This window comes from Ensifer sp. ENS03 (genome assembly GCF_014852035.1).
Classification (GTDB): domain Bacteria; phylum Pseudomonadota; class Alphaproteobacteria; order Rhizobiales; family Rhizobiaceae; genus Ensifer; species Ensifer adhaerens.
In genome coordinates, this window is sequence record NZ_JACVAV010000002.1 from 124,057 (window position 1) to 148,305 (window position 24,249).

Here is a 24,249-nt window from a genome sequence, read left to right on the forward strand (position 1 = left end):
GCTGTTCTGATCAGGCGCGCGCGGCAGCCGGCTGCGCCTTGGCATTCTGCTTTTCCAGCACCGCTTCGGTGATGGAGTTCGGAATGCGCTTCGGCGTCTCGATCAGACCGAGGACCGGCAAGATGACGAGGAAGAAGCCGAAGTAGTACAGCGTGCCGATCTGCGACATCACGACGTACAGGCCTTCCGCCGGACGCGAGCCGAGCCAGCCGAGCAGGATGGCGTTGGCCACGAAGACCCAGAAGAACAGCTTGTACCACGGACGGTAGACGGCCGAGCGGACCTTGGACGTGTCGAGCCAGGGCAGGAAGAACAGGATGATGATCGAGCCGAACATCACCAGAACGCCGCCGAGCTTGGAGTCGATCGGGCCGACATTGAAGGTGATGGCGCGCAGCATCGCGTAGAACGGCAGGTAGTACCATTCCGGAACGATGTGAGCGGGCGTCTTCAGCGCGTCAGCCGGAATGTAGTTGTCCGGGTGGCCGAGGAAGTTCGGCTGGTAGAAGACGAACCAGGCATAGATGATCAGGAAGACGGAAACGCCGAGTGCATCCTTCAGCGTCGCATAGGGCGTGAAGGGCACGGTATCGGTCTTGGACTTGACTTCAACGCCGGTCGGGTTGGTCTGACCTGTTACGTGCAGGGCCCAGATGTGCAGGACGACGACGCCGGCGATCATGAAGGGCAGCAGGTAGTGCAGCGAGAAGAAGCGGTTCAGCGTCGGCTGATCAACGGCGAAGCCGCCGAGCAGGAACTGCTGGATCCACTCACCCACCAGCGGGAAGGCGGTGAAGAAGCCGGTGATAACGGTCGCGCCCCAGAAGGACATCTGACCCCAGGGCAGAACGTAGCCCATGAAGCCGGTCGCCATCATCAGGAGGTAGATGACCACGCCGAGGATCCAGAGGATTTCGCGCGGAGCCTTGTACGAGCCGTAGTAGAGACCACGGGCGATGTGCAGGTAGACGGCGATGAAGAAGAAGGATGCGCCGTTGGCGTGCATGTAGCGCAGCAGCCAGCCGTGATTGACGTCGCGCATGATCTTCTCGACCGAGTTGAAGGCGACGGTCGTTTCAGCGGCGTAGTGCATGGCCAGCACGATACCGGTCAGGATCTGGACGATCAGCATGACCGAGAGCATGGCACCGAAGGTGTAGGCGTAGTTCAGGTTCCGGGGAACCGGGTAGCTGATGAAGCTATCGTGAACGAGACGCGGCAACGGCAGACGGGAATCAACCCATTTCTCAATGCCAGTCGTCGGCGTGTAGGTTGAATGTTCAGCACTCATTATCAGTAGTCCCCTCAACCGATCTTGATAACTGTGTCGGATACGAACGAGAAGGTCGGCACGTGAAGGTTCTCCGGCGCCGGACCCTTACGGATGCGGCCGGCCGTATCGTAGTGCGAACCGTGGCAGGGACAGAACCAGCCACCGAAATCACCGGCCTGGCCAAGCGGCACGCAACCGAGATGGGTGCAGGAACCGATCATGACGATCCAGTTTTCCTTGCCTTCGCCGGCGGAACGATCGAGGTCGCTCGCGGAAGCGTCGGCCGGAAGGTTGGCGTTGCGCGCAACCTGGTCCTTAAGCTCGTCCAGCTTGACGGCCTTTGCCTCCTCGACTTCCTTCTCCGTACGGTTGCGGATGAAGATCGGCTTGCCGCGCCATTTCGCCGTCAGCGACATACCGGGCTGAAGGCTCGATACGTCAACCTCGATCGAGGCGAGCGCGAGCGTCGATGCGTCCGGACGCATCTGGTCGATGAACGGCCAGGCGACGGCACCAGCGCCGACGACGCCTGCCATACCGGTAGCCAGATAAAGGAAGTCGCGGCGAGTGGGCTCGCCCAAGGCCTCGCTTGAAGTGTCGTGTTCGCTCACGGCTAAACCATCCTCTCACGCAATATTGCGGAAACCGCATCCGCCCCCGGCGAAATTCCTGCCCCTTGCGGTTTGATCCAGGTCAAGGAACCACGCCCTATTCATAGTGCTGTCGCCCCATCGCCTTGCAGTTGCAAATGCGACATCGGCACAGAATCCGAAAAGAATCGGCGCGCGCACAGCACGCAGAATCCCCGTCAATCCGGCGCGTTCTATGCTTGATCGCAAATTATGTCCAGCCTTGACAAGGGCATGTGGGCAGATTGTCGCGGGGAAAAGCGCGGCCAATTGGCACAAGGACTTGACGGCCATCAGTTGGGCGGAATTTGCGCCCGCCGGATGGGCTTGAAGGCGTCCGTAAAGCGCCCTACTCCGCCGCCTCTTCCCGGGCGAGAAATCCGCCGGACTGGCGTGACCAGAGCCCGGCGTAAAGCCCGCCGCGGGCGACAAGTTCGGCGTGCGTTCCCTGTTCGACGATCCGCCCCTTGTCCATCACCACCAGCCGGTCGAGCGCGGCGATCGTCGACAGCCGATGCGCGATCGCGAGCACCGTCTTGCCCTGCATCAGGCGGTCGAGATTGGACTGGATCGCCGCTTCGACTTCGGAATCGAGCGCCGAGGTCGCCTCGTCGAGCACGAGGATCGGCGCATCCTTCAGCATCACCCGGGCGATCGCGATGCGCTGCCGCTGTCCGCCCGAAAGCTTGACGCCGCGCTCGCCCACATGGGCGTCGAGCCCCTTGTGGCCGCGCTGGTCCTGAAGGTCGGCGATAAAGTCGTAGGCTTCGGCTTTCCGCGCCGCAGCGATCAGTTGCTCCTCGTTCGCGTCGGGACGGCCAAAGAGGATGTTGTCGCGGATCGAGCGGTGCAGAAGTGAAGTATCCTGGCTGACCATGCCGACCTGGGCGCGCAGCGACTCTTGCCTGACGGATGCGATATCCTGGCCGTCGATCAGGATGCGCCCGCTCTCAAGATCGTAGAAGCGCAACAGGAGATTGACGAGCGTCGACTTGCCGGCGCCCGAGCGACCGACGATGCCCACCTTCTCGCCTGGACGGACGACCAGCGAGAAATCGTCGATGACGCGGTCGCCCTTGCCGTAGTGGAAGCGGACGTGCTCGAAGCGGATTTCCGGCTTGCTCACGGCCAGTTCCGTCGCATCGGGCCGATCGACGAGACCGATCGGCTGAGAGACCAGTTCGGCCGAGTTCTGGATCGTGCCGATGTTGCGCATGATCGAGTTGAACTGCGTCATCATGCGGCCAAGCAGCATGTTGAGCCGGAGCACCAGTGCCAGCGTGAAGGCGACCGCGCCGGAACTGATCGAGCCTGCGAGCCAGAGATGGATGGCGTAGACCGCGATCGCCGTGATCATCAAGCCGGAAAGCAGTGCCAGCGAGGCGCGCACGGCCGTCAAGAGCCGCGTGAACGGGATGACCGCGCGCTGGAACCGGTCGAAGCCGCCGCGGATATAGCGGTCGTTCTCCTCGTCGCGCCCGAAGAGCTTCAATGTCTGGATGTTGGAATAGGCATCGACCATGCGACCGTTCAGCATCGACGCCATTTCGGCGGTATCGCGGGCGTGCTTGCGGATGCGTGGAACGAAAAAGCGCGCCAGCACCAGGAAGACGACGATCCAGAAGCCGACCATCGCGGCCAGACGCCAGTCGAGCTGCGCCACCAGCGCCATGGTGGACGCCGTGTAGATGACGATGAACCAGACGACCTGCAGCAGCGAGACGAGCAGGTCGCTCGTTGCCTGCGCGCCGGCCCAGACCTTGGTGACGATGCGGCCGGAAAAGTCGTTCTGAAAGAAGGTCAGCGACTGCCTGGCGACGTGCACGTAGGATTGCCAACGCACCAGGTTCAAAAAGCCTGTCGTGATCGCCTGTTCTTCGACGAGCGCCGCCAACGACACCGCGATGAAACGGAAGACCATGACTGTCAGGAGCATGAACAGAAGCTCCGGGCCATTGGCGGCGATCAACCCGCTCCAGCCAGCTTCCGGCTTCACGGTGTCGAGCAGATCGACGAGCCGCCCGACGAAGTAGAAAAGACCCGCCTCCAGCATGGCGACGAGGCCGCCCAAGACGGCCATAGCGATGAACGGTCCCTTGGCCTGTCTGGCGTAGAACCAGGCAAACCCCCAGAGCGATTTCGGCGGCTGCAGGCGCTCGCGCGGTGCGAAGGGCTTGATCCAGTTCTCGAAGAGGCTGACGATGGCGCTGAGCATGGTTCCGATATAGGCGGTTCGGCGGGAACAGCAATCGGTTTCGACACAATTGCAGATTACAAATGCGTAACGTCTAACAAAGAGGCCCGCCGCTCTTTCGAACGGCGGGCCTCAGGTTGCTTACTCTGCGGCCTCTTCCTTCTCGACGTCGTCGGCGATGAAGCCGCCCGACTGGCGAGACCAGAGGTCGGCGTAGAGACCGCCATGGGCAACGAGCTCGGCATGCGAGCCGGTCTCGACGATGCGGCCGGCCTCGAGGATCACCAACCGGTCCATCTCCGTCAGCGTCGACAGGCGGTGGGCGATCGCGATCACCGTCTTGCCGGCCATCAGCGCGAACAGGTTCTCCTGGATCGCCTGTTCGACTTCGGAATCGAGCGCCGAGGTCGCCTCGTCGAGGATCAGGATCGGCGCGTCCTTCAAGAACACGCGCGCGATCGCGATACGCTGGCGCTGGCCGCCGGAGAGCTTGACGCCGCGTTCGCCGACCTGGGCGTCCAGGCCCTTGCGGCCCTGGTTGTCCTCGAGCCCCTGGACGAAGTCCCAGGCGTTCGCCTTCTTGGCCGCCGCAATGATCGCCTCGTCGTCCGCTTCCGGATGGCCATAGGCGATGTTGTCGCGAATGGAGCGGTGCAAGAGCGAGGTGTCTTGCGTCACGACGCCGATCTGCGAGCGCAGGCTGTCCTGCGTGACGGTGGAGATATCCTTGCCGTCGATCCGGATCGCACCGTCCTCCAGGTCGTAGAAGCGCAACAGCAGGTTCATCAGCGTCGTCTTGCCCGCACCCGAGCGACCGACGAGGCCGATCTTCTCACCCGGCTTGATGTCGAGCGACAGGTGATCGATGACGCCCTTGGCCTTGCCGTAGTGGAAGCGGATGTTGTCGAAGGCAATCGCCCCCTTGTTCGCTGTCAGCGCCTTGGCGTCCGGCTCGTCGACGATGTCGTGCGCCTTGGTCATCATGCCGATGCCGTCATAGACCGTGCCGATATTCTCGAACAGCGCCGAGACTTCCCACATGATCCACTGCGACATGCCGTTGATGCGCATCGCAAGGCCGACGGCGATCGCGATCGCGCCGACGGAGATCGCACTTGTCAGCCACAGATGGATGCCAAGCGCTGCGATCGCAAAGAGCGCGATACTATTGTTGGCATAGACCAGCACGTGGAACAGCGTCACCTTGCGCATCTGGCGATGCACGGTGTCGAGGAAGCCGTCCATGCCGTCGCGCGCATAGCCTTCCTCGCGGCCGGCATGCGAGAACAGCTTGACCGTACCGATATTGGTGTAGCTGTCGACGATCCGGCCGGTCATCATCGAGCGCGCGTCCGCCTGCTCCTTGGAGATCTTCTGCAGCCGCGGCACAAAATAGCTGACGATGCAGATGTAGATCGCCAGCCAGATGCCGAGCGGGATCACCAGCCGCCAGTCGGCGGTGGCGACGACGGCAAGCATCGTGACGAAGTAGCTGACGACATAGACGAAGACGTCGAGGATCTTCATCACGGTTTCGCGCACGGCTAGCGACGTCTGCATGACTTTCGTTGCCACGCGTCCGGCGAACTCGTTGGCAAAGAAGGTCATGCTCTGACGCAGCAGGTAGCGGTGCATCTGCCAGCGGGCGATCATCGGATAGTTGCCGAGCAGCACCTGATGCATGATCAGCGAATCGATCGCCACGAGGCCCGGCAGGCCGATGAGGACGAGCGCACCCATCCAGAACAGCCGTCCGCCTTCGGCGGCGAGGAAGCTCTCGCGGTCGGCGCTCGACAGCCAGTCCACCATGTTGCCGAGGAACTGGAACAGCGCCACTTCGCCAATGGCGATCAGCGCCGTACAGACGGACATGATGATGAGCCACGGCGCAGCCGGCTTGGAGTAGTGCCAGCAGAAGCCGAACAGAGTCTTCGGCGGAACCGTCGGCTCCTCCGGCGGATAGGGATTGAGGCGGGATTCAAACCAGCCAAACATAACATTGCTCCTTCAGAGTATTTTGAAGGAAAGCGGGATTTCGCCCCGCATTCTTATGATGAAAAAGTCAGTCCGGAAATGCAGCCCGCAAAGGCCTTCGTCTTCCGGAGTCCCGGAAGCGCGTCGATCTCGGTTAAAAGATAGGTCGCGGAACCGGTCAGGCCAAACGGTGGCCCACTACTCCAGGAAGGCGTGTCAACATCAATACATTCATGTTTGCCTCCGTCGGTTCGCGTTGAAGAGGTCCGATCTCTACCCTTATTCGCGCTCGCATGCCAGATTGTCGCAGGCACTTTCTTGCCCAATTTTTCATCGCTCCGACCGCTGTTGCCGTTTCGGCACAGATTAGCGCAGGCAATATGAGCGACGTCAAAAGCAAGCAGCGCCGGACGCTTCGCAGCGGAGAACAAGGATGATCGCTTCATCGGACACGCCTCCTGACCTTCAAGGTGTCGGCTTTCTCCTGCGGCGCCCCCGCGAGGGTGACGCTGACGCGCGCCTGAGGCTCGGCCGCCATCCGGATATCTACCGGATGTTCGGTGCGGGCAGGTCGTTTCCCGGCCTCTTCGGCCACGGTGAAGCGGCCGCCTGGGTAACGCGCATCGCCGAACATCCGGCCGCCTGGATCATCGATCAGGACGGCCTCGTCGGCGAAGTGCGGCTCGACAACATCAACCGCGCCGATCGCCGCGCGAACTTCGCCATCGGCATTTTCGATCCGGATCGCCTTGGCAAGGGTCTTGGCACGGCGGTCATCAAGCGGGTATTGGCCTATGCCTTCGACGAACTTGCCCTTCATCGGGTCTCGCTGAGGGTCCTCGCCTTCAACGAGCGGGCGATTACGGCCTATCTCAAGTCCGGTTTCTCGATCGAGGGCCGCGAACGCGAATCGGCGTTGATCGACGGTGAGTGGCACGACGACATCATGATGGGCATCCTGGCTGCGGATTTCGATACGCGGCGCAACGCCCCCGGAAACGAGTAACCTGACGTGAGCAATCTGCGCATCGCCCTCTACCAGCCCGATATTCCCGGCAATACCGGCACGATCCTGCGCATGGCCGCCTGTCTCGGGCTTTCGGTCGATGTGATCGAGCCGGCCGGCTTCGACCTCTCCGACCGAAACCTGAAGCGCGCCGGCATGGACTACATCGCGTCGGTGGCGCTCACTCGTCACGTCAACTGGGAGCGCTTCGAAGAGTGGCGCTCGGCGAGCGGACGTCGGCTGGTGCTCGCCTCCACCAAGGCTGCCCTGCCCTATACGCGCTATGCTTTCCGCCCAGACGACATCCTGCTTTTCGGGCGGGAAAGCGCCGGCGTGCCCGATCACGTGCACGAGCGCGCCGATGGCCGCATCCTCATTCCGATGGCCGACGGCCAGCGCTCGCTGAACATCGCGATCTCCGCCGCGATGATTGCGGGCGAAGCGATCCGGCAGGTTTCGCCGATTTGATACCGCCTCCATAGCCGTCTCCTTGGCGGCAGGCCGAGCTCTTTGAGAGCCCGGCCGAGAGCCCTCGTTTCCAACGTTACGCCGCGACTTCGTTGTAAGGTTTGCTCTTGCGCGCCTGCTTCAGCACCCGCGCCCACCAGGTCAGGCGATCCATCATCAAAAACAGCGGCGCGCGGAGCTCCTCCGGTTTATAGAGGTTGCCGGCAGCATCGAACTTCGACCACGCCTTCGGGAAGGCCACGCCGTCGCGCAGTGTCACCGTGTGCAACTCTCCAAACACCTGGCGCAATTGCTCGACCGCGCGAATGCCGCCCGAGGCGCCGCCGTAAGAGACGAAGGCGACCGGCTTTGCGTGCCAGGGCTCGTAGACAGAGTCGATCAGTTCCTTCAGCGCCGCCGGGTAGCCGTGGTTGTATTCGGGCGTAACGACGATGAAGGCATCCGCCTCGGCGATCTTGCGCTCCAGCCATTCGCCGGGATTGACCGCCGCGCCAAGGCCGCGCGACGTTCTGAGCCGCGCCGGGTCGATGATCGTCAGCGAGAAGGTGTCGGAAGCCGATAGTTCCCGGATCAGCCAATTGGCGACCGTGTCGCAGAAGCGACCCTGCCGCGCGCTGCCATAGATCACGGCGAGGGTCATTTTCTCAGTCATGGGGATCAAGCTCCTGTTGTCTCAGTCATGGAGCCAATGCTATAAAACCTCAAGATTAGTTGAGGTCAATAGCCGTTATGACGATTGTGAAACAAAGCGAATTGCGCCGCGAACTGACCGTGGGCGAAGTGGCGGAGCGCAGCGGCGTCGCCGTCTCCACCCTGCATTTCTACGAGGCCAAGGGCCTGATCCGCAGCAATCGCACCCGCGGCAACCAGCGCCGCTATCCGCGCGGCGTGCTCAGGCGCGTCGCCGTCATCAAGGTGGCGCAGCGCACCGGCATTCCATTGTCGGAGATCCAGGACGCTTTGTCGGTTTTGCCGGACGATCGTCCGCTGACGGTCGAGGATTGGGGCAGATTGTCCGAAAACTGGCGCGAACAGCTGAACGAACGCATCGCCAGCCTGATGGCGTTGCGCGACCATCTGACGAGCTGCATCGGCTGCGGCTGCCTGTCGCTGCGCGAATGTCCTCTGCGCAATCCGCACGACGTGCTGTCGATGGAAGGCGCCGGCCCAAGGCTCATGGATGAAGACAGCCACCCTTGAGCGGCCGCCACGACCAAAGGTGCCTACACATGGTCATTGTGCGGAAAAGAAGATGAAGTCAGAACTAAGAGGTCGAGTTGCGATAGTCCTTCCTCTTCTCGCTCTCATCCTGTTCTCATGGTTCTATTATCTTGACGATCGCGCATGCGCCGCAGGGGATCAGCAATGCGTCGTCAATACATTCCTGGCGCTTGCCCTGGGGACCTTGATACTCGGGCTTGTAGCCATCATTAATCTATTGATTCTTCTCGGAAAAACTCTGATTTATATTCAGGATCGAAATCGAGGTTGAGCGCTGTGCTACCTTGGCTCGCAGGGAATCTGGCGCGTTTGTTGACGTGACCGGTGATCTCTGAAAAAGCGGCAGGGGCGATGGATCAATCCGCGGTCGGCAGGCGGCGCATCGTAAACTCGATCTCGTCGCCCTCGAGCTGGCGCCAGCTTTCCACCTCGGTCCAGTAGGCGGCCTTCGGCCAGGTGTCGAACCATTCCCGCGCTTTTGCACGGGCAGCACTGCGATCGAGCCGAAAGGTTTCCCGCACGAAAAGGCCGTCGCCTCGTGTCGGATTTTCCCGGCGATGCCGGGCGATCTGCCGCCGCAATCCATCGAGCGGCGGGCCTGCAGGTATTCTTGCCATGGGCTATACCTCTGGATTGTAAGATAGTGAGGCAAGCCTGCCTTTGCCAGAGCTTTGTGTAGGCGGGTTTCGCCGGGGCCAAGGACACGCCGCGACCGAGTGGCCGAAGCGCTGGACCGCCGTTGCCATCAGCGCCAAAGTGTGAACTGTGGCGACTTCAATCGAATCGGCGGCATCTCATCGGGAAATCCCGCCAACAGGACGTAATTTCATGGAACGACCGCAGCTACCCCAGGGGCTCCCCGCAGACATCGAAGATAAGAAGGCGGAGGCGCGTGCATGGTTCGAAGGGCTGCGCGACACCATCTGCGCCGCCTTCGAGGCGGTGGAGGATGAGCTGACCGGGCCGCTATCTGACCGCGCCCCCGGCCGCTTCGTTGCCAAGGACTGGAGCCGTGAGGATGGCAAGGGCGGCGGTGGCCGCATGTCGATGATGGAAGGCCGCGTCTTCGAAAAGGTCGGCGTGCACACCTCGACCGTCTACGGCGAGTTCTCGCCCGAATTCCGCAGCCAGATCCCGGGTGCAGCCGAAGATCCCCGTTTCTGGGCTTCGGGCATTTCGCTGATCGCCCATCCGGTCAATCCCAACGTGCCGGCCGTTCACATGAACACCCGCATGGTGGTGACGACCAGCAACTGGTTCGGCGGCGGCGCCGACCTCACTCCGGTGCTCGATCGCCGTCGCGTCATGACGGATCCCGACACGCAGCTCTTCCACCGCGCGATGGAGATCACTTGCGGGCGCCATGCGGTCGCCGACCATGCCAAGTTCAAGAAGTGGTGTGACGACTACTTCTTCCTGCCCCATCGCAATGAGGCGCGCGGAACCGGTGGCATCTTCTACGACTGGCTGCATTCCTCGGAAGAGCAAGGCGGCTGGGACGCCGATTTCGCCTTCACCCGTGATGTCGGCAAGGCGTTCGCCATCGTCTATCCGAAGATCGTGCGCACCAATTTCAATGCGCCCTGGACCGAAAACGACCGCGACGAACAGCTGGTGCGCCGCGGCCGCTATGTCGAGTTCAACCTGCTCTACGATCGCGGCACCATCTTCGGCCTGAAGACCGGCGGCAATGTCGAGTCGATCCTGTCGTCCCTGCCCCCGGTGGTCCGCTGGCCGTAATCTCGCCGGCAGTCCACAAAATGAGAGAAGCGCTCCACCGCGCAGACGCGCTTCTCTCCGGACCATTCACAGCGTGTCCGAACCTATGAGTGGCTCACTGACCACGGTCGTTCCGAACGAAGATCTTTGGACCTTCCCTGACGTCACTTGCAGATCCGCACCTTCTTCCAGAAGACCTTACCGTCGGCGCCATAAGCCCGTTCGGTTTTGACGACGCAGCTCGGTTTGCAGCCGTAGCTATAGTTCGCGGCCTTCGCCGGCATGGCCAAGGCAAGTGCCATCGTCGTCGCCAGAGCCATGGCGAAGCAAGAACTGCGCATTTTGTATATCCCCGTGTAATCCGACCGCGACGGAGCCGCCCGTCGCCTGAAACGAGCCATCGCACGGATCAGTCCCACCCGCTGTTTCGAATGAAACAGGCGAACAAAGCCCGCTATCAGGCGTTTCACCTTCGTCGAGCGAGGTGAAAACAATGATCTTCAAGAAACGGACATTTTACGGAGATGAACCGGAGCGGCAGGTGGCCGATCACCCGGCCGAACTGGAGCGCCGCGTCGCCCATCTCCTGGCGGTCACGCCCGGCCTCGATGCAGCCGATGTCACTGTTACCGCCAAAGGCAACACCATTGTGCTTGCCGGTTTCGTGGCGACCGAAGGCGAAGTTTTCCGCGCCGAAGAGGCGGCAAAACAGGTGCAAGGCGTCGCGGAAGTGATCAACCGGATCGAGACGGTCACCGCAAGATAGAAGCGTCCTCGGCTCCTCAGATGGAGCCGAGCGTCCAGCTGACGATTTCTGCCGAAACATTGGCGAAGGCCTGATCCATGGCCTTGATGAAGGCCGTGTTGCCCGTGCCCCTGACCGCGGCCGTGGCGCGAAACGCCTTTTGCGCCAGCACCGTGCCGTTGCGATCGTTGAGGATCTTGGCGAAGATTTCGACATTGGCCGTGTCGGCGCCCTCGGTCGAAATCTCGAAGGCGCGGATTTCGGTGATGACCTGGTAGTCGATCGCCAGGCCCTGGCCGGGCTTGCCGACGCCGCCGATCTTGCCTGTGTCCTCGAAGGCCTGCACGAGCTTCGCCTGTACCAGCTTCGGCAGGCGGTCGCTCCACTGAGCCTTGGCGAGATATTGCAGTTCCGCGCCGGAGAGGCGGATGACGACCTGATCGCTGTCGAGTGCCTTCAGAGCCGTCGGCTCCGGCACGAGGATCTGCTTGCCGGTCGATGCGCGACCTTCGACGGCTGGCCTCGCCGAAAGACTGTAGGTGTCGTTGGCCGCTTTGGTACCGCAGCCAGCAAGTCCTGCTGCCAGCATGATCATCAGGGCGGAGCGCCACGCTCCCGCTACTCGCACGCCCACCAGCCCTGGAAAACTCATACTGCCGTTACCTTTGTCCCACACAACTTCGGCGCATTCCGGATCGAAACACACCACCCGGCCCCACGCCGGCTGTGCCCACCGACTCAGCGTCGGGTGCGGCCATCATATTGCTTTACCGTCTCGCCGCCAAAGAGAAGGCGTTGCGGATCCTTGTCGAACGTCGAGATCGTGTTCTCGAGGCTCTGCACCGTGCGGCGCGTATCTGTGACGAGCGCCTCGACGTCGCGCAGCCCCGAATTCGAGAAGCGCTTGAGGTTCTCCGCAATCGGGCCGATCTGGGCGTTCAGATTGTCCGCCATCTTGCGGAACGAGGCGAGCGTCGCGCGGGCGTCAGCCGAAAGCGACGGCGCGTCCGCATCGCCGAGGAAACCGTCGACCTTGACGAGAATGCTGTCGACCCGGTTGGCCGAAGCGTTCAACTTGCTTGCCAGCTGCGTGACGTCGGTGATCGTGCGGTCGATGTCCTGCTGGCGCGCCGTGATCTTGTCGGCGAACTGCGAGATGTTGGCCACCGTCTTGCGGGCGTCCGCCGTCGCCGCTGTGATGTCGTTGACGACGAGCTCCACCTTCTGCTTGTCGACCGAGGCGACCAGCGTATCGACCCGCTCCAGCGTTTTCTGGGCGTTCTTGCCGAATTGCTCGTAGGTTTCGACCGTGCGCCGGAAGGCAGCGATGGTTTCGGAAACGCCGCCCGAGGCAGCCTTCAGGTCGGTGCTGATCTGCTCGACGTTCGAGACGATCTGATCGATCTTCTTCGGATCCACCGATTTCACCAGAGTTTCGGCAGATTCCAGAGTCGAATCGAGCTTCTTGGACGCAGCACTCACCGAACCGGAGAGTTCCGTCACGCTCTTCAGGAAGTCATCGATCGCGCCGGAATTGTTCGCGAGCGCATTCGAAAACGTCTCGGCATTGCCGATCGTCTTGGTCAGCGGACCGCGCACGTCGGTGACGAAGCCCTGGATGTCGGTGATGGCGCTGTTGGCGCGGTCCATAATCTGGTCGGCCGTCGCGAGCAGGCTGGTGACGCTCGACTGGTCCGCAAGGATACGCGCCTGCGTACCCTTCTCGATCGCGGTCTTCAGGATGTTTTCGTCGCCCTTGTGGCCACCGCTGAGTTCGATATAGGCCGCACCGGTCAGGCCTTGCACTTCCAGCGTCGCCTTGGTTGACTTGAGCACCGGCGCGTCGACCGAAACCTCGGTCAGCGCGATCGAATAACGCGGATCGTTGGCATCGATCGCGAGGTTGCGAACCGTGCCGACGGGAATGCCGTTGAAGCGCACCGGAGAGCCGACCGAAAGGCCGTTGGCCGACCCCGGAATGTTGACCACCAGCTCGATCATCTCGCCGCTACGGCCATACTGCGACATCCAGTAGACGAAGCCGAATGCGGCTGCGACCACGAACACCGTGAAGAAACCGACAATGGCGTAGTTCGCTTTCGTTTCCATTCGTACCGACTACCTTCGTGGCCGCTTCACCGGCTCTACCTCCGATCTCGACGCCTGGGCATCAAAATCGGCTTCTCAAGATTCATTGATCGTTCCGCACGATCGATCGTGCCCGCTTGCCACGGAAATAGGACTGCACCCACGGATCGTCGCAGGCCAGCATGTCTTCCACCGTGCCTTCGACCAGGACCTTCTTCTTGCCGAGAACCGCGATGCGGTCGCAGACCGAAAAGAGGCTGTCGAGGTCGTGAGTCACCATATACACGGTCAATCCCAGCGTGTCGCGCAGCTTGGCGATCAACTCGTCGAACTCCGCCGCCCCGATCGGATCGAGCCCCGAGGTCGGCTCGTCGAGGAAGACCAGGTCCGGATCGAGCGCCAGCGCGCGCGCAAGTGCGGCGCGCTTGATCATGCCGCCCGAAAGCTCCGACGGGTACTTTTCCGCCGCCTCCGGCGCAAGGCCGACCAGCTCGATCTTCACCCGCGCCAGCTCGTCCATGAGGCTCTGCGGCAGGTCGAGATATTCGCGCATGGGCACCTGGATGTTCTCGCGCACCGTCAGCGCCGAAAACAGCGCTCCGTGCTGGAAGAGAACGCCAAGACGCATGTCGAGCGCGATGCGTTCGCCCTCGGTGATGTTGTCGTAGTCCGCGCCGAGGATTTCGATCTTGCCGGACCGCTTCGCAAGCAACCTCAGAACCGTGCGCATCAGCACCGACTTTCCGGTGCCGGACGCTCCGACGAAGCCGAGGATTTCGCCGCGGTAGATCTCGAGGTTCAGCTTGTCGAGCACGATGTTGGAGCCGAAACCGACCGTCAGGTCGCGAACGGAAAGCACGGCCTCGCGCCCGTTCGCCTCGGTCGGCTGGTACCCCTCGTGACTCTTTTCGATTGGGTTCACGCTGTTCTCCGCATCAGAAATCAATGGCCGCGTAGAACATGGCGAAGAGCCCGTCGATCAGGATCACGACGAAGATCGACTTGACCACTGAAGACGTCACGTGGCGGCCGAGCGACTCCGCGCTGCCGCCAACCTTCAAGCCCTCGACGGCTGCCACGACCCCGATGATGAGCGCCATGAACGGCGCCTTGATCATGCCGGCGGCGATCGACGAAAAATCGATGGCTTCCTGCAATCGGGCGAGGAAGGTTGGGATCGTGATGCCGGAATAGCCCCAGGCAACGAGCGCCGCGCCGACGAGCGCCGCGAAGTTTGCGATGATCGTCAAGAGCGGCAGCGCGACGGTCAGCGCCACGAGGCGCGGAAATACGAGTACGCCGACCGGGCTCAGCCCCATCACCTTCAGCGCATCCACCTCTTCACGCATCTTCATCGAGCCGATTTCGGCGGTGATCGCGCTGCCGGAGCGGCCAGCGATCATGATCGCGGTCAGCAGCACCCCGATTTCACGGAGCTGCAGGATGCCGACGAGATCGACGACGAAGACCTCGGCGCCGAAATAGCGCAGCTGGAACGCGCCCTGCTGGGCAATGATGGCGCCGATCAGGAAGGACATCAGTGTGATGATCGGCACGGCCTTCACGCCCATGCGGTCGATCTGGTGAACGATCGCCGCCGGCGAGACGCCGCTGTGCCGTCCAAGCTTAAGCTGGGCGCCGCGCACCGCGGACCCCAGGATGTACATCGCAGCGACGATATCTTCCCACGTCGCCGCCATGACCTCGCCGACCGGGGCGAAGATGCGCTGAAACAGCGGCAACCGTTCGCCGTTCTTTTCCGGCGAGCGCAGTTCAGCCGGCAGGGCGTCGATCAGCTCGACATAGCGCTGTCCGCCTTCGGCGAAATGAACGTTGTCGCGCGACGGGCCGACGACACGGGTCATGAAGCGGCGGATGATCCAGGCGCCTGCGGTATCCATCGCCGTCACGCCGGACAGATCGAACTGCGCGGCCCCGTCGCCCTTGCGCGCAAGGCCGTCGAGCTTTGCCGCCATCGCTTCGGCCGTCTCGTGCCGCCAGGTGCCGGTGAAGACATAGCTTCGCCCGCCGCCACTCTCGGACAGCGCGACATCGGCGGTCATCTTGCGGGCGGCTTGCGACACGTGTCTTCTGTTATCCCGATTTGCCTCTGCAAAACTCGTCCAATCTCGATAGATTTGAGGACAAGATTGTGCAGCAGACCTAAAGTGTTACCACGACTGTTGCGCGTCCGACCGGAGGCAACGACTGTGTAAAGATTCGTAAATCCTTCCACCGTCATAACGGCTCGTACCTTTGCTGTCACCCGAACGTTGCGGCGCTATGACGCCGGGCCAACAGATTACCTGCCGGAGACGCTTTCATGTCACTTTCCCTCGATGCCACCGTGGAACATTTCCCGATTGCGGGCACGTTTACGATCTCGCGCGGCTCCAAGACGACGGCAAGCGTCGTCACTTGCCGCATCGCAGACGATGTCCATACGGGCTCCGGCGAATGCGTTCCCTACGGCCGCTACGGCGAGACGATCGACGCGGTGCTCGCCGAAATCGCCGCCATCCGCCACCACATCGAGGCTGGGCTCAGCCGCGTCGACCTGCAGCGCGCGATGAAGCCGGGGGCTGCCCGCAACGCCGTCGATTGCGCGCTGTGGGATCTGGAAGCAAAGCAGAAAAACAAGTCGGCCCATGTTCTTGCCGGCATTTCTTCACCGGAAGCATTGACCACGGCCTATACGCTTTCGCTTGCCGAGCCCGACGCGATGCGCGAGCAGGCCGCCAAATATGCCCACCGCGCGCTCCTCAAGGTCAAGGTCGGCACGTCGAATGATGCTGCCCGCATCCGTGCGGTGCGCGCCGGCGCACCGGAAAGCCGCATCATCCTCGACGCCAACGAGGGCTGGACGCCCGAAACGCTTGCCTATCACTTTGCGATCTGCGCCGAGGAACGGATCGACCTGATCGAGCAGCCGCTTCCCGCCGGCTGCGACGAGGCGTTGGCAGCGATCGCCCGTCCCGTTCCGATCTGCGCTGATGAAAGCGTGCACGCGACCGGCGACCTCGCCGCTCTCGTCGGGCGTTACGACGCCGTCAACATCAAGCTCGACAAGACCGGCGGCCTGACCGAGGCACTGCGCATGCGCGATGAGGCGGTCTCGCTCGGGCTCAAGGTCATGGTCGGCTGCATGGTCGGCAGTTCGCTCGCGATGGCGCCGGCGATCCTGGTGGCTCAAGGCGCGGATTTCGTCGATCTCGACGGGCCGCTGCTGCTGGCGCAGGATCGCGAGCCCGGCCTGCGCTACGAGGCGTCGCTTGTCTTCCCGCCGGAGCCGCGCCTCTGGGGTTGAAGATACCAGGCAGTGACGGCAAAGCAGCAGCCGGCAAAGGCGACGACCGACATTGAATAGAAGCCGTTCACCCCGTACCAGGCGTAGAAATAGCCGGACAGGAACGTGAAGATCGCGGTGAAGATGCCGGTATAGAAGAAGTAGAGCCCCTGCGCCGACGCTTCCTGTGATTCCACCACCCGCTCGACCAGCTTGTGCTGCATGCCGGTGTGCATGATCGCATAGGTGAAGGCGTGGAAGCACTGCAGGATGAAATAGCCGCTGAAGCCGAGATCCATCGGGAAGATGATCCAGCGCACCACGGCGAGAAAGCAGCCGGACAGGATCATCACCCAGACGCTGAAACGGCGGCTGATCGCCTTGGCGAAGATGAACATCGTCACTTCCGCCGCGACGCCCGCGCTCCAGAGCAGGCCGATCTCGGTGCCGCTGTAGCCGATGTGCTGCCAATAGATCGCCGAGAAGGCAAAGAGCATCGCGTGGCTGGCGTTGACCAGCGTCACCCCGATCAGCAGCAGCTGCAGGTCGAGCTGCCGCAGCGACTTCGGCGGCGGCTCCGTCAATGCCGTGATCGGTGACGGCCGCCGCGGCTTGCCGACCCGTGGCGCGGCATAGGCCATGATGATCGTCAGGCCGAAGCCGATCGCCATCGCCGGCAGCACCATGTCGCTGCCGAAGATGCCCACCATCCAGCCGCCGAGCATCGTCGCGCCGATGAAGGCGACCGAGCCCCAGAGCCGCATATGGGCGTAGTCGAAGCCCCAGCGCCGCACGCCTGAAAGCGCGATCGCCTCGACGATCGGCACATAGGGAGAATAGACGGCCGACTGCAGCGTATAGATCAGCAGCACCGGCCAGAATTCGCGGAAATAGAACAGAACCACGGCCGTTGCGAGCGACAGGAAACCGGACCAGATCAGGACGATCGCCCGCTCGCCGAGCCTATCGGCAATGACGCCGGCGATCGGCGCCGTGATGACGCGCACGAACATCGGCAACGCCAGAACGACGCCGATCTCGAAGTCGCTCATCGACAGCGTGCTCAGCCACATCGGGAAATATGGCATCGCGAAGCCGTTGACGATCAGCGGCGCACAGAAGAGCAAAGCAATGCGAAGCGCAAAATGGCGCGGCGGAGGGCCCACATAGGCGGGCGCTTGGAAGGGAATCATCGTCTGACCTGATGGCTGTGCCCGATCTCTAGCACGAGCCGGGCGCCCCTCGCCATAACCTAGTTTTCGCGACAGGAATATCGCTGCGCCGCGAAGGTCAGGCCGCGCGCTGGGTCAGCAGTTGGGCGAGCAGTTTGTCCGCTTCGCCAGAGGCTTCGCCTTCGCTGGCGCCACCGCGCATCTGGTGCCAGGTGATCAGTTCCATCGTGCCGTCGTGGTGCTCGGCAATCGCCGTGCAGCTTTCCACCCAGTCGCCGGTGTTGATGTAGCGGATGTCGCCGATCTCCTCGATGACAGCATGGTGGATATGACCACAGATCACGCCCTGCGCATCGTGACGGCGCGCCTCCTCGGCGACCACCTTCTGGAACTCGCCGATGAAGTTGACGGCGTGCTTGACCTGAAGCTTCGCCCAGGACGAGAACGACCAATAGGGCATGCCGAGACGTCGGCGGACCGCAGCAAGCCCGATATTGATGGCGATCGCCGTGTCGTAGGCCCAATCGCCGAGATAGGCGAGCACGCGGGCGTTGCGCACGACGACGTCGAATTCGTCGCCGTGCAGCACGAGATATTTACGGCCGTCGGCCCCCTCGTGCATGTAGCGTTGCGCCACCTCGATGCCGCCGAAATGCACGCCCGGAAAGTCGCGCAGGAATTCATCGTGATTACCGGGGATGTAAACGATGCGGGCGCCCTTGCGCGCCTTGCGCAGGAGCTTTTGCACCACGTCGTTGCAGTTCTGCGGCCAGTACCAGCTGCGCTTCAGCCGCCATCCGTCGACGATGTCGCCGACCAGAACGATCGTTTCCGCTTCATGATGCCGCAGGAAGTCGAGCAGGTAGTCGGTCTTGGCGGCCTTCGAGCCGAGATGGACGTCCGAGATGAACAACGTCCTGAGCTTTCGTGCGGAGTTGTCTTGCTGCGCCGCCATCATGCGAGCCTCGTCTTCAGGTTATGCTTTCTGCCTTCGTGAAACCAGACTCGTGTTTCAGGAAGATGACATCAACATTGCGTCACCGGTCCCCCCGCTGAAATCAGCACTGCAAAACTGTACCTCGCTTCGAATTCATGCCAAAAGGCACGACCACGAATGAGGAATGTGAGAGCATGAATACGGGCGACAAGACGAAATCCCATACCGGTCCGGCCAGCGGCGACATCGACCAGCAGGCCCTTTTCTTCCACCGTTACCCACGCCCGGGAAAGCTCGAAATCCAGCCCACCAAGCCGCTTGGCAACCAGCGCGACCTGGCTCTTGCCTATTCGCCAGGGGTTGCAGCCCCCTGTATCGCCATTCGTGACAATCCGGAAACAGCCGCCGATTACACAGCGCGCGCCAACCTGGTCGCGGTCATCTCCAACGGCACGGCCGTCCTCGGTCTCGGCAATATCGGTCCGCTGGCTTCCAAGCCCGTCATGGAGGGCAAGGCCGTCCTCTTCAAGAAGTTTGCCGGCATCGACGTCTTCGACATCGAAATCGACGCGTCGAGCATCGAGCGCATGGTCGACGTAATCTCGGCGCTCGAGCCGACCTTCGGCGGCATCAACCTTGAAGACATCAAGGCGCCCGAATGTTTCGAGGTGGAGCGGCGCCTGCGTGAAAAGATGCAGATCCCGGTCTTCCACGACGACCAGCACGGAACCGCGATCATCGTCGCCGCCGCCATCCTCAACGGCCTCGAACTCGCCGGCAAGGACATCGCGACCGCCAAGATCGTCACCTCGGGCGCAGGTGCCGCCGCACTCGCCTGTCTCAACCTTCTCGTGACGCTCGGCGCCAAGCGCGAAAACATCTGGGTCCATGACCTCGAAGGCCTCGTCTACAAGGGCCGCGAGGTGCTGATGGACGAATGGAAGTCCGTCTACGAGCAGGATAGCAGCAACCGCGTGCTTGCCGACAGCATCGGCGGCGCTGACGTCTTCCTCGGCCTTTCGGCCGCCGGCGTCCTGAAGCCGGAACTGCTGGCGCAGATGGCCGAAAAGCCGCTGATCATGGCGCTCGCCAATCCGACGCCGGAAATCATGCCGGAAGCCGCCCGCCAAGCCCGTCCGGACGCGATGATCTGCACCGGCCGCTCGGACTTCCCGAACCAGGTCAACAACGTTCTCTGCTTCCCGCATATCTTCCGCGGCGCGCTCGACTGCGGCGCAAGCACGATCAACGAAGAAATGAAGATGGCGGCCGTACGCGCCATCGCCGGTCTTGCCCGCGAAGAGCCTTCCGATGTTGCCGCCCGCGCCTATTCCGGCGAGACCCCGGTCTTCGGCCCGGACTACCTGATCCCCTCGCCGTTCGATCAGCGCCTTATCCTGCGCATCGCGCCGGCGGTTGCGAAGGCAGCCGAGGAAAGCGGCGTCGCCACCCGTCCGATCCAGGACTATGACGCCTATCTCGACAAGCTGAACCGCTTCGTCTTCCGCTCGGGCTTCATCATGAAGCCGGTCTTTGCCGCCGCCAAGAACGCCCAGAAGAACCGGGTTATCTTTGCCGAAGGCGAAGACGAACGCGTGCTGCGCGCCGCCCAGGTGTTGCTCGAAGAAGGCACGGCCCGCCCGATCCTGATCGGCCGTCCGCAGATCATCGAGACGCGCCTGCGTCGCTATGGCCTGCGCATCCGTCCGGATGTCGATTTCGAGGTGGTCAACCCCGAAGGCGATCCGCGCTACCGCGACTATGTCGAGGACTATTTTGCCCTCGTCGGCCGTCTCGGCGTCATCCCGGAAGCCGCGCGCACGATCGTGCGCACCAACACGACCGTCATCGGCGCGCTCTCGGTCAAGCGCGGCGAAGCCGATGCTTTGATCTGCGGCGTCGAAGGACGCTACAGCAAGCACCTGCGCGACGTATCGCAGATCATCGGCAAGCGCGACGGCGTGCTCGATTTCTCGGCCTTGAGCCTGCTGATCTCGCAGCGCGGCGCAACTTTCTTCACCGACACCTATGTGAGCTACTGCCCGAGCGCCGAAGAGATCGCCCAGACGACGGTCATGGCGGCACAGGAAATCCGCCGCTTCGGCATCACCCCACGCGCCGCCCTCGTCTCGCATTCGAACTTCGGTTCGCGCGATTCGGAGAGCGCCACCAAGATGCGCACGGCGCTGCAGCTCGTGCGGGAACTCGCGCCCGATCTCGAGGTCGACGGCGAAATGCACGGCGATGCGGCGATCTCGGAAGCGTTGCGCCAGCGCGTCATGCCGGACAGCAGCCTGTCGAGCGAAGCCAACCTGCTGGTCTTCCCCAATCTCGATGCCGCCAACATCACGCTCGGTGTCGTCAAGACCATGACCGACAGCCTGCATGTCGGCCCGATCCTGCTCGGCTCGGCGCTTCCCGCCCATATCCTGTCGCCGTCCGTCACCTCACGCGGCGTCGTCAACATGGCGGCTCTGGCGGTGGTCGAAGCCAGCCATCCGGGTTGAGATGGCAACGCGGAGATCGCCACCGGTCTTCGCTGCATTCGGGCGCCATGCCGGCGCCGGCAAAACCGTATCCGGATGTCGCGCCTGCTTCAGGCGCGGCATCGCTGGTTTTGCAGATCACCCGCGAATCAGCCCCTGTCACGCGGCCGATCGACGACTACAATCAAGGCGTGCGCAATTGGTCTTATACACCAATCGGGAAAGTTTGCGCTGGACAAAAGGTGAACCTCTAACCATGCTGGGGCCTCGGACGAGATTCGGTGTTGTGGCATGACTGAGCAGCAGGCTGTCCTCGACATGCTGGAAATCCTGGAATGTGGCGGCTGCGTCGAGCCCGCTCATTTCTTCACATTGATGCGTCGAACCTTCCGCATTGCCCATCTTCTCTATCTCGAAGCGGAGCCCTATGCGGACGAGCTCAAGGTTTGCCGGCTGCATCACACCTTCGGCGCCTACGCTGCCGAGATCTACCATGCCCGCAGCCTTCACCGGATCGATCCGATCCTGAAGCTGGCGCTTGGCGGCGTGCGGCCGGTGGAATGGACGATGGCGCGGCATCGCTTCCCGGAATGCGAACCGTTGTTCCAGGCAGCCCAGGAAATCGGCATATCCACTGAGGGCGTCGCCTTGCCATTGCCCTCGCCCGCCGGGCGCATGGCGTTGCTCGCAATCAACGTCAACATGACAGCCGGCGAATGGACGACCTATCGCCGCCATCACCTGCGCGATTTCCAGCTGGCCGCCAATCTCTTCCATGCCGCCATGCTGGAGCACGGCGCCATGGCCGGCAGCATTTCGACCCGAGAGATGCGGTTGACCGGCCGCGAGACCGAGGTCCTGACCTGGGCCGCCGCCGGCAAGAGCTATTGGGAAATCGCCACGATCCTCGGCATTTCCGAGCGCACCGTGCGCTTCTTCATGACCAATGCGCGACGCAAGCTGAATGTCGTTTCCAACACTCAGGCTGTGGCACAGGCCGTACGACACGCTCTGATACCCTCCGTTTGACACCCGACAATACGCCTCCACCGAAACCCCTCGAAATCTAGTGGCAAATATCGCGCATTTGAACTGTCGCTAGCGACAGTTACGCAACCGCCGCGAGCCTGACAGCATCGCCCCATCCCCAAACTCGGATGGAGAAAACGATGATCAGGATCCTGAACGGAAAGACCCGCGCACAACACCCGGCGGCCGTCGACGACATGTTCCGGTTGCGCAAGCGCGTCTTCCACGACTTCCTGAAATGGGACGTGCAGACCGAAGGCGACTGGGAAATCGACAACTACGACCAGGCAAACCCGCTCTACGTCCTGTCCTATGCGCCCGATACCGGCCGGCTGCGCGGCGCGCTTCGCCTCCTGCCGACACTCGGCCCAAACATGCTGGACGATACCTTCCCGATCCTGCTCGGCGATAATCCGGAAATCCGCAGCGCTTCGGTCTGGGAATCCAGCCGCTTCTGCATCGAGCCCGAGATCTCGCAGGACCGCGCCTCGAACCAGGTGACGGTCGCGGCCGCCGAACTGATGTGCGGCGTCGGCGAGCTGGGCCTTGCTTCCGGCATCAGCCACATCGTCACGGTGACGGATGTGTTCCTGGAGCGCATGTTCCGGCGCATGGGATGCCCGGGCGAGCGTATCGCCGAACCGCATCGCATCGGCTCCGTTTTCGCGGTTGCCGTCGCTTGGGAAGTAACGCCGGATCTGCTCACGCGGATGAAGGCGGTCGCTGCCATCGAAGGTACCGTGCTCGAACGTCCGATGTCGCTGGAAACCGCCCGCGCCGCCTAAGCGCGTCAGTCGATCTGCGCTGTTAACGCAAACCGTCGCTTGTCGTTGCACGATCACCGACAAGCTCTATGATGGAGGCGAAACAGGAATGCCGCTGGCAGCAACCCGCAGAAGGTCGGCGCCGACCTGGCAACAGGAAGAGACTTTCGCCCGTGTTCACGCGCATGAAACACGTCGCTGCGGCCCTTGTGCCTCTGGTTCTGATCGGTGCCGGTCCGTCACTGGCATCGACGGCCTGCGACCGACTGAACGCGCGGCTCGCGCAACTGCCTGACTACGTCGCCAGCAATGCCGATGCGCGCGACTACGCAAGCGCGATCTCGCGGCAGAATATCGAGCTGCGGCGGGCAAAGAACGACCGCCGCCGCGCGGGTTGCAGTGGCGGCAACGCCATTGGCTTCGACGGCGGCGACCCCGACACTTGCTACGGCCTCAACAGCCTGATCGCCGAGATGGAAGACAATCTGCGCATGCTGAAGTCCGAGCGCGAGCAGATCGTCGCCGGCGGCAGCGACGACAGCCGGCGCCGCATCCTTGCCGCGCTGGAGATCAACGGTTGCTATGGCGACCGCGAGGAGTTCGCAAGCGTGGAACCGGACGTGCCGGAAAGCCACCGCAACATCGTTGCCGACCTGCCGCCGGAAGACGCCTACGGCCCGATGCTCGGCCGAGGCGAAGACGGCTACGCGCCGCAGGAGCGCTACTATAGCGGCACGCTCAGAACCATGTGCGTGCGCACCTGCGACGGCGCCTTTTTCCCGGTTTCTTCAGATGCGACGCCGGCCGATTTCCCGCGCGACGAGCAGGCCTGTCGGGCGCGCTGCCCGGGGGCTGAGACCGAGCTCTATTTTCACGACCTCAACACGGAAGAGAGCGACAAGATGGTCTCGGCCGTGACCGGCCGTCCCTATACCGAAATGCCCAACGCCTTTGCCTATCGCACCCGCGCTGTCGGAAAACCCGGCCAGTGCGGCTGCCAGATACCCCAGACCGCCTCGACCACACCGAAGGCAAACGGAACGAAGATCGGTGACGACCAGTCGTCGATCATCGTCATCGAGACCAAGAAGCCGGAAGCGGCGAGCAATACCGCCAAGGCGCCGGCCGAAGAGCGGCCTTACGATCCGTCGAAGAACAAGGTTCGCGTCGTCGGCCCGACCTACCTGCCGCAGGAAGAAACCGCCATCGACCTCAAGCATCCGAAGGGACCGGCCTATCAGCCGGTCCAGAATTGATC

At 62.5% G+C, this 24,249-nt stretch carries 24 protein-coding genes; 11 read left to right on the top strand and 13 right to left on the bottom strand.

What is annotated here, in order from left to right:
* Window positions 1-10 precede the first annotated feature (10 nt).
* The 4 genes from IB263_RS07230 to IB263_RS07245 form a co-directional block, all read right to left on the bottom strand.
* The gene (locus IB263_RS07230; RefSeq protein WP_034794990.1) at window positions 11-1,291 is read right to left on the bottom strand and encodes a cytochrome b N-terminal domain-containing protein; all 1,281 of its coding nucleotides are present in this window, start codon (window positions 1,289-1,291) and stop codon (window positions 11-13) included.
* A 14-nt stretch (window positions 1,292-1,305) separates the two neighbouring features.
* On the bottom strand, window positions 1,306-1,884 hold the full coding sequence (petA, locus tag IB263_RS07235) for a ubiquinol-cytochrome c reductase iron-sulfur subunit (protein WP_034794992.1): 579 nt from the start codon (window positions 1,882-1,884) through the stop codon (window positions 1,306-1,308).
* A gap of 367 nt (window positions 1,885-2,251) precedes the next feature.
* Window positions 2,252-4,117, bottom strand: coding sequence for an ABC transporter ATP-binding protein (locus IB263_RS07240; protein WP_034794995.1), 1,866 nt, complete (start codon window positions 4,115-4,117; stop codon window positions 2,252-2,254).
* 120 nt (window positions 4,118-4,237) lie between these two features.
* Entirely contained in the window at window positions 4,238-6,091 is a 1,854-nt protein-coding gene (locus tag IB263_RS07245) for an ABC transporter ATP-binding protein (RefSeq protein WP_192438112.1), read from the bottom strand.
* Between the two features lie 412 nt (window positions 6,092-6,503).
* Here IB263_RS07245 and IB263_RS07250 point away from each other — a divergent pair, with 412 nt between their 5' ends.
* On the top strand, window positions 6,504-7,076 hold the full coding sequence (locus IB263_RS07250) for a GNAT family N-acetyltransferase (protein ID WP_060600801.1): 573 nt from the start codon (window positions 6,504-6,506) through the stop codon (window positions 7,074-7,076).
* Between the two features lie 6 nt (window positions 7,077-7,082).
* On the top strand, window positions 7,083-7,544 hold the full coding sequence (locus IB263_RS07255) for a tRNA (cytidine(34)-2'-O)-methyltransferase (RefSeq protein ID WP_192438114.1): 462 nt from the start codon (window positions 7,083-7,085) through the stop codon (window positions 7,542-7,544).
* A gap of 76 nt (window positions 7,545-7,620) precedes the next feature.
* Here the strand turns inward: IB263_RS07255 and IB263_RS07260 are convergent, their stop codons facing one another.
* Window positions 7,621-8,196, bottom strand: a complete 576-nt coding sequence (locus IB263_RS07260; RefSeq protein WP_034795007.1) for an NADPH-dependent FMN reductase — start codon at window positions 8,194-8,196, stop codon at window positions 7,621-7,623.
* Window positions 8,197-8,273: 77 nt separating this feature from the next.
* On the opposite strand from IB263_RS07260, the gene soxR reads away from it, so the two are divergent.
* Both soxR and IB263_RS07270 read left to right on the top strand, forming a co-directional pair.
* The gene (soxR, locus tag IB263_RS07265) at window positions 8,274-8,744 is read left to right on the top strand and encodes a redox-sensitive transcriptional activator SoxR (RefSeq protein ID WP_034795010.1); all 471 of its coding nucleotides are present in this window, start codon (window positions 8,274-8,276) and stop codon (window positions 8,742-8,744) included.
* A gap of 52 nt (window positions 8,745-8,796) precedes the next feature.
* Window positions 8,797-9,036 carry a hypothetical protein gene (locus IB263_RS07270; RefSeq protein WP_192438116.1) on the top strand — a complete coding sequence of 80 codons (240 nt, stop codon included), beginning with the start codon at window positions 8,797-8,799 and terminating at the stop codon, window positions 9,034-9,036.
* Window positions 9,037-9,121: 85 nt separating this feature from the next.
* On the opposite strand, the gene IB263_RS07275 is transcribed toward IB263_RS07270, so the two are convergent.
* Window positions 9,122-9,382 (bottom strand): hypothetical protein, encoded by a 261-nt coding sequence (locus tag IB263_RS07275; protein ID WP_034795016.1) that lies wholly within the window; start codon window positions 9,380-9,382, stop codon window positions 9,122-9,124.
* A gap of 211 nt (window positions 9,383-9,593) precedes the next feature.
* On the opposite strand from IB263_RS07275, the gene hemF reads away from it, so the two are divergent.
* Window positions 9,594-10,505 (top strand): oxygen-dependent coproporphyrinogen oxidase, encoded by a 912-nt coding sequence (gene hemF / locus IB263_RS07280; protein ID WP_060585032.1) that lies wholly within the window; start codon window positions 9,594-9,596, stop codon window positions 10,503-10,505.
* 143 nt (window positions 10,506-10,648) lie between these two features.
* Here the strand turns inward: hemF and IB263_RS07285 are convergent, their stop codons facing one another.
* Entirely contained in the window at window positions 10,649-10,825 is a 177-nt protein-coding gene (locus IB263_RS07285) for a hypothetical protein (RefSeq protein WP_156400740.1), read from the bottom strand.
* Between the two features lie 152 nt (window positions 10,826-10,977).
* Here IB263_RS07285 and IB263_RS07290 point away from each other — a divergent pair, with 152 nt between their 5' ends.
* Window positions 10,978-11,250, top strand: a complete 273-nt coding sequence (locus IB263_RS07290) for a BON domain-containing protein (protein WP_060585030.1) — start codon at window positions 10,978-10,980, stop codon at window positions 11,248-11,250.
* Window positions 11,251-11,266: 16 nt separating this feature from the next.
* Here the strand turns inward: IB263_RS07290 and IB263_RS07295 are convergent, their stop codons facing one another.
* The 4 genes from IB263_RS07295 to IB263_RS07310 form a co-directional block, all read right to left on the bottom strand.
* Window positions 11,267-11,881 carry an ABC-type transport auxiliary lipoprotein family protein gene (locus IB263_RS07295; RefSeq protein ID WP_192438118.1) on the bottom strand — a complete coding sequence of 205 codons (615 nt, stop codon included), beginning with the start codon at window positions 11,879-11,881 and terminating at the stop codon, window positions 11,267-11,269.
* 86 nt (window positions 11,882-11,967) lie between these two features.
* Window positions 11,968-13,338, bottom strand: a complete 1,371-nt coding sequence (locus IB263_RS07300; protein WP_034795040.1) for an MlaD family protein — start codon at window positions 13,336-13,338, stop codon at window positions 11,968-11,970.
* An 82-nt stretch (window positions 13,339-13,420) separates the two neighbouring features.
* The gene (locus IB263_RS07305; protein ID WP_060520788.1) at window positions 13,421-14,230 is read right to left on the bottom strand and encodes an ABC transporter ATP-binding protein; all 810 of its coding nucleotides are present in this window, start codon (window positions 14,228-14,230) and stop codon (window positions 13,421-13,423) included.
* A 22-nt stretch (window positions 14,231-14,252) separates the two neighbouring features.
* Window positions 14,253-15,380 (bottom strand): ABC transporter permease, encoded by a 1,128-nt coding sequence (locus IB263_RS07310; RefSeq protein ID WP_051659332.1) that lies wholly within the window; start codon window positions 15,378-15,380, stop codon window positions 14,253-14,255.
* 260 nt (window positions 15,381-15,640) lie between these two features.
* On the opposite strand from IB263_RS07310, the gene dgcA reads away from it, so the two are divergent.
* Window positions 15,641-16,624: an N-acetyl-D-Glu racemase DgcA gene (gene dgcA, locus IB263_RS07315; RefSeq protein WP_192438120.1), complete on the top strand. Its 984-nt coding sequence runs from the start codon at window positions 15,641-15,643 to the stop codon at window positions 16,622-16,624.
* Here the strand turns inward: dgcA and IB263_RS07320 are convergent.
* Together IB263_RS07320 and IB263_RS07325 are read right to left on the bottom strand one after the other, a co-directional pair.
* Window positions 16,576-17,796 carry an MFS transporter gene (locus IB263_RS07320; RefSeq protein WP_060585027.1) on the bottom strand — a complete coding sequence of 407 codons (1,221 nt, stop codon included), beginning with the start codon at window positions 17,794-17,796 and terminating at the stop codon, window positions 16,576-16,578. The two genes, dgcA and IB263_RS07320, sit on opposite strands and share 49 nt — an antisense overlap.
* Before the next feature lie 97 nt (window positions 17,797-17,893).
* Window positions 17,894-18,733 (bottom strand): UDP-2,3-diacylglucosamine diphosphatase, encoded by an 840-nt coding sequence (locus tag IB263_RS07325; protein WP_060585025.1) that lies wholly within the window; start codon window positions 18,731-18,733, stop codon window positions 17,894-17,896.
* Window positions 18,734-18,906: 173 nt separating this feature from the next.
* Here IB263_RS07325 and IB263_RS07330 point away from each other — a divergent pair, with 173 nt between their 5' ends.
* The 4 genes from IB263_RS07330 to IB263_RS07345 all read left to right on the top strand — a co-directional run bounded on the left by IB263_RS07330 (window position 18,907) and on the right by IB263_RS07345 (window position 24,247).
* A complete protein-coding gene (locus IB263_RS07330) occupies window positions 18,907-21,219 on the top strand; it encodes an NADP-dependent malic enzyme (protein ID WP_034795048.1) in 2,313 nt (770 codons plus the stop codon).
* Window positions 21,220-21,489: 270 nt separating this feature from the next.
* Window positions 21,490-22,227 carry a LuxR family transcriptional regulator gene (locus IB263_RS07335; RefSeq protein ID WP_034795050.1) on the top strand — a complete coding sequence of 246 codons (738 nt, stop codon included), beginning with the start codon at window positions 21,490-21,492 and terminating at the stop codon, window positions 22,225-22,227.
* Between the two features lie 140 nt (window positions 22,228-22,367).
* The gene (locus IB263_RS07340; protein ID WP_034795052.1) at window positions 22,368-23,012 is read left to right on the top strand and encodes an acyl-homoserine-lactone synthase; all 645 of its coding nucleotides are present in this window, start codon (window positions 22,368-22,370) and stop codon (window positions 23,010-23,012) included.
* A gap of 164 nt (window positions 23,013-23,176) precedes the next feature.
* Window positions 23,177-24,247 (top strand): DUF2865 domain-containing protein, encoded by a 1,071-nt coding sequence (locus tag IB263_RS07345; protein ID WP_060520703.1) that lies wholly within the window; start codon window positions 23,177-23,179, stop codon window positions 24,245-24,247.
* Window positions 24,248-24,249: the final 2 nt, after the last annotated feature.

Coding starts and splice junctions, on each gene's coding strand:
- IB263_RS07230 (WP_034794990.1), bottom strand. CDS start 1,291: ATGAGTGCTGAACATTCAACCTACACGCCGACGACTGGCATTGAGAAA.
- IB263_RS07240 (WP_034794995.1), bottom strand. CDS start 4,117: ATGCTCAGCGCCATCGTCAGCCTCTTCGAGAACTGGATCAAGCCCTTC.
- IB263_RS07245 (WP_192438112.1), bottom strand. CDS start 6,091: ATGTTTGGCTGGTTTGAATCCCGCCTCAATCCCTATCCGCCGGAGGAG.
- IB263_RS07250 (WP_060600801.1), top strand. CDS start 6,504: ATGATCGCTTCATCGGACACGCCTCCTGACCTTCAAGGTGTCGGCTTT.
- IB263_RS07260 (WP_034795007.1), bottom strand. CDS start 8,196: ATGACTGAGAAAATGACCCTCGCCGTGATCTATGGCAGCGCGCGGCAG.
- soxR (WP_034795010.1), top strand. CDS start 8,274: ATGACGATTGTGAAACAAAGCGAATTGCGCCGCGAACTGACCGTGGGC.
- IB263_RS07270 (WP_192438116.1), top strand. CDS start 8,797: ATGAAGTCAGAACTAAGAGGTCGAGTTGCGATAGTCCTTCCTCTTCTC.
- IB263_RS07275 (WP_034795016.1), bottom strand. CDS start 9,382: ATGGCAAGAATACCTGCAGGCCCGCCGCTCGATGGATTGCGGCGGCAG.
- hemF (WP_060585032.1), top strand. CDS start 9,594: ATGGAACGACCGCAGCTACCCCAGGGGCTCCCCGCAGACATCGAAGAT.
- IB263_RS07285 (WP_156400740.1), bottom strand. CDS start 10,825: ATGCGCAGTTCTTGCTTCGCCATGGCTCTGGCGACGACGATGGCACTT.
- IB263_RS07290 (WP_060585030.1), top strand. CDS start 10,978: ATGATCTTCAAGAAACGGACATTTTACGGAGATGAACCGGAGCGGCAG.
- IB263_RS07295 (WP_192438118.1), bottom strand. CDS start 11,881: ATGAGTTTTCCAGGGCTGGTGGGCGTGCGAGTAGCGGGAGCGTGGCGC.
- IB263_RS07300 (WP_034795040.1), bottom strand. CDS start 13,338: ATGGAAACGAAAGCGAACTACGCCATTGTCGGTTTCTTCACGGTGTTC.
- IB263_RS07310 (WP_051659332.1), bottom strand. CDS start 15,380: ATGACCGCCGATGTCGCGCTGTCCGAGAGTGGCGGCGGGCGAAGCTAT.
- dgcA (WP_192438120.1), top strand. CDS start 15,641: ATGTCACTTTCCCTCGATGCCACCGTGGAACATTTCCCGATTGCGGGC.
- IB263_RS07320 (WP_060585027.1), bottom strand. CDS start 17,796: ATGATTCCCTTCCAAGCGCCCGCCTATGTGGGCCCTCCGCCGCGCCAT.
- IB263_RS07325 (WP_060585025.1), bottom strand. CDS start 18,733: ATGATGGCGGCGCAGCAAGACAACTCCGCACGAAAGCTCAGGACGTTG.
- IB263_RS07330 (WP_034795048.1), top strand. CDS start 18,907: ATGAATACGGGCGACAAGACGAAATCCCATACCGGTCCGGCCAGCGGC.
- IB263_RS07335 (WP_034795050.1), top strand. CDS start 21,490: ATGACTGAGCAGCAGGCTGTCCTCGACATGCTGGAAATCCTGGAATGT.
- IB263_RS07340 (WP_034795052.1), top strand. CDS start 22,368: ATGATCAGGATCCTGAACGGAAAGACCCGCGCACAACACCCGGCGGCC.
- IB263_RS07345 (WP_060520703.1), top strand. CDS start 23,177: ATGAAACACGTCGCTGCGGCCCTTGTGCCTCTGGTTCTGATCGGTGCC.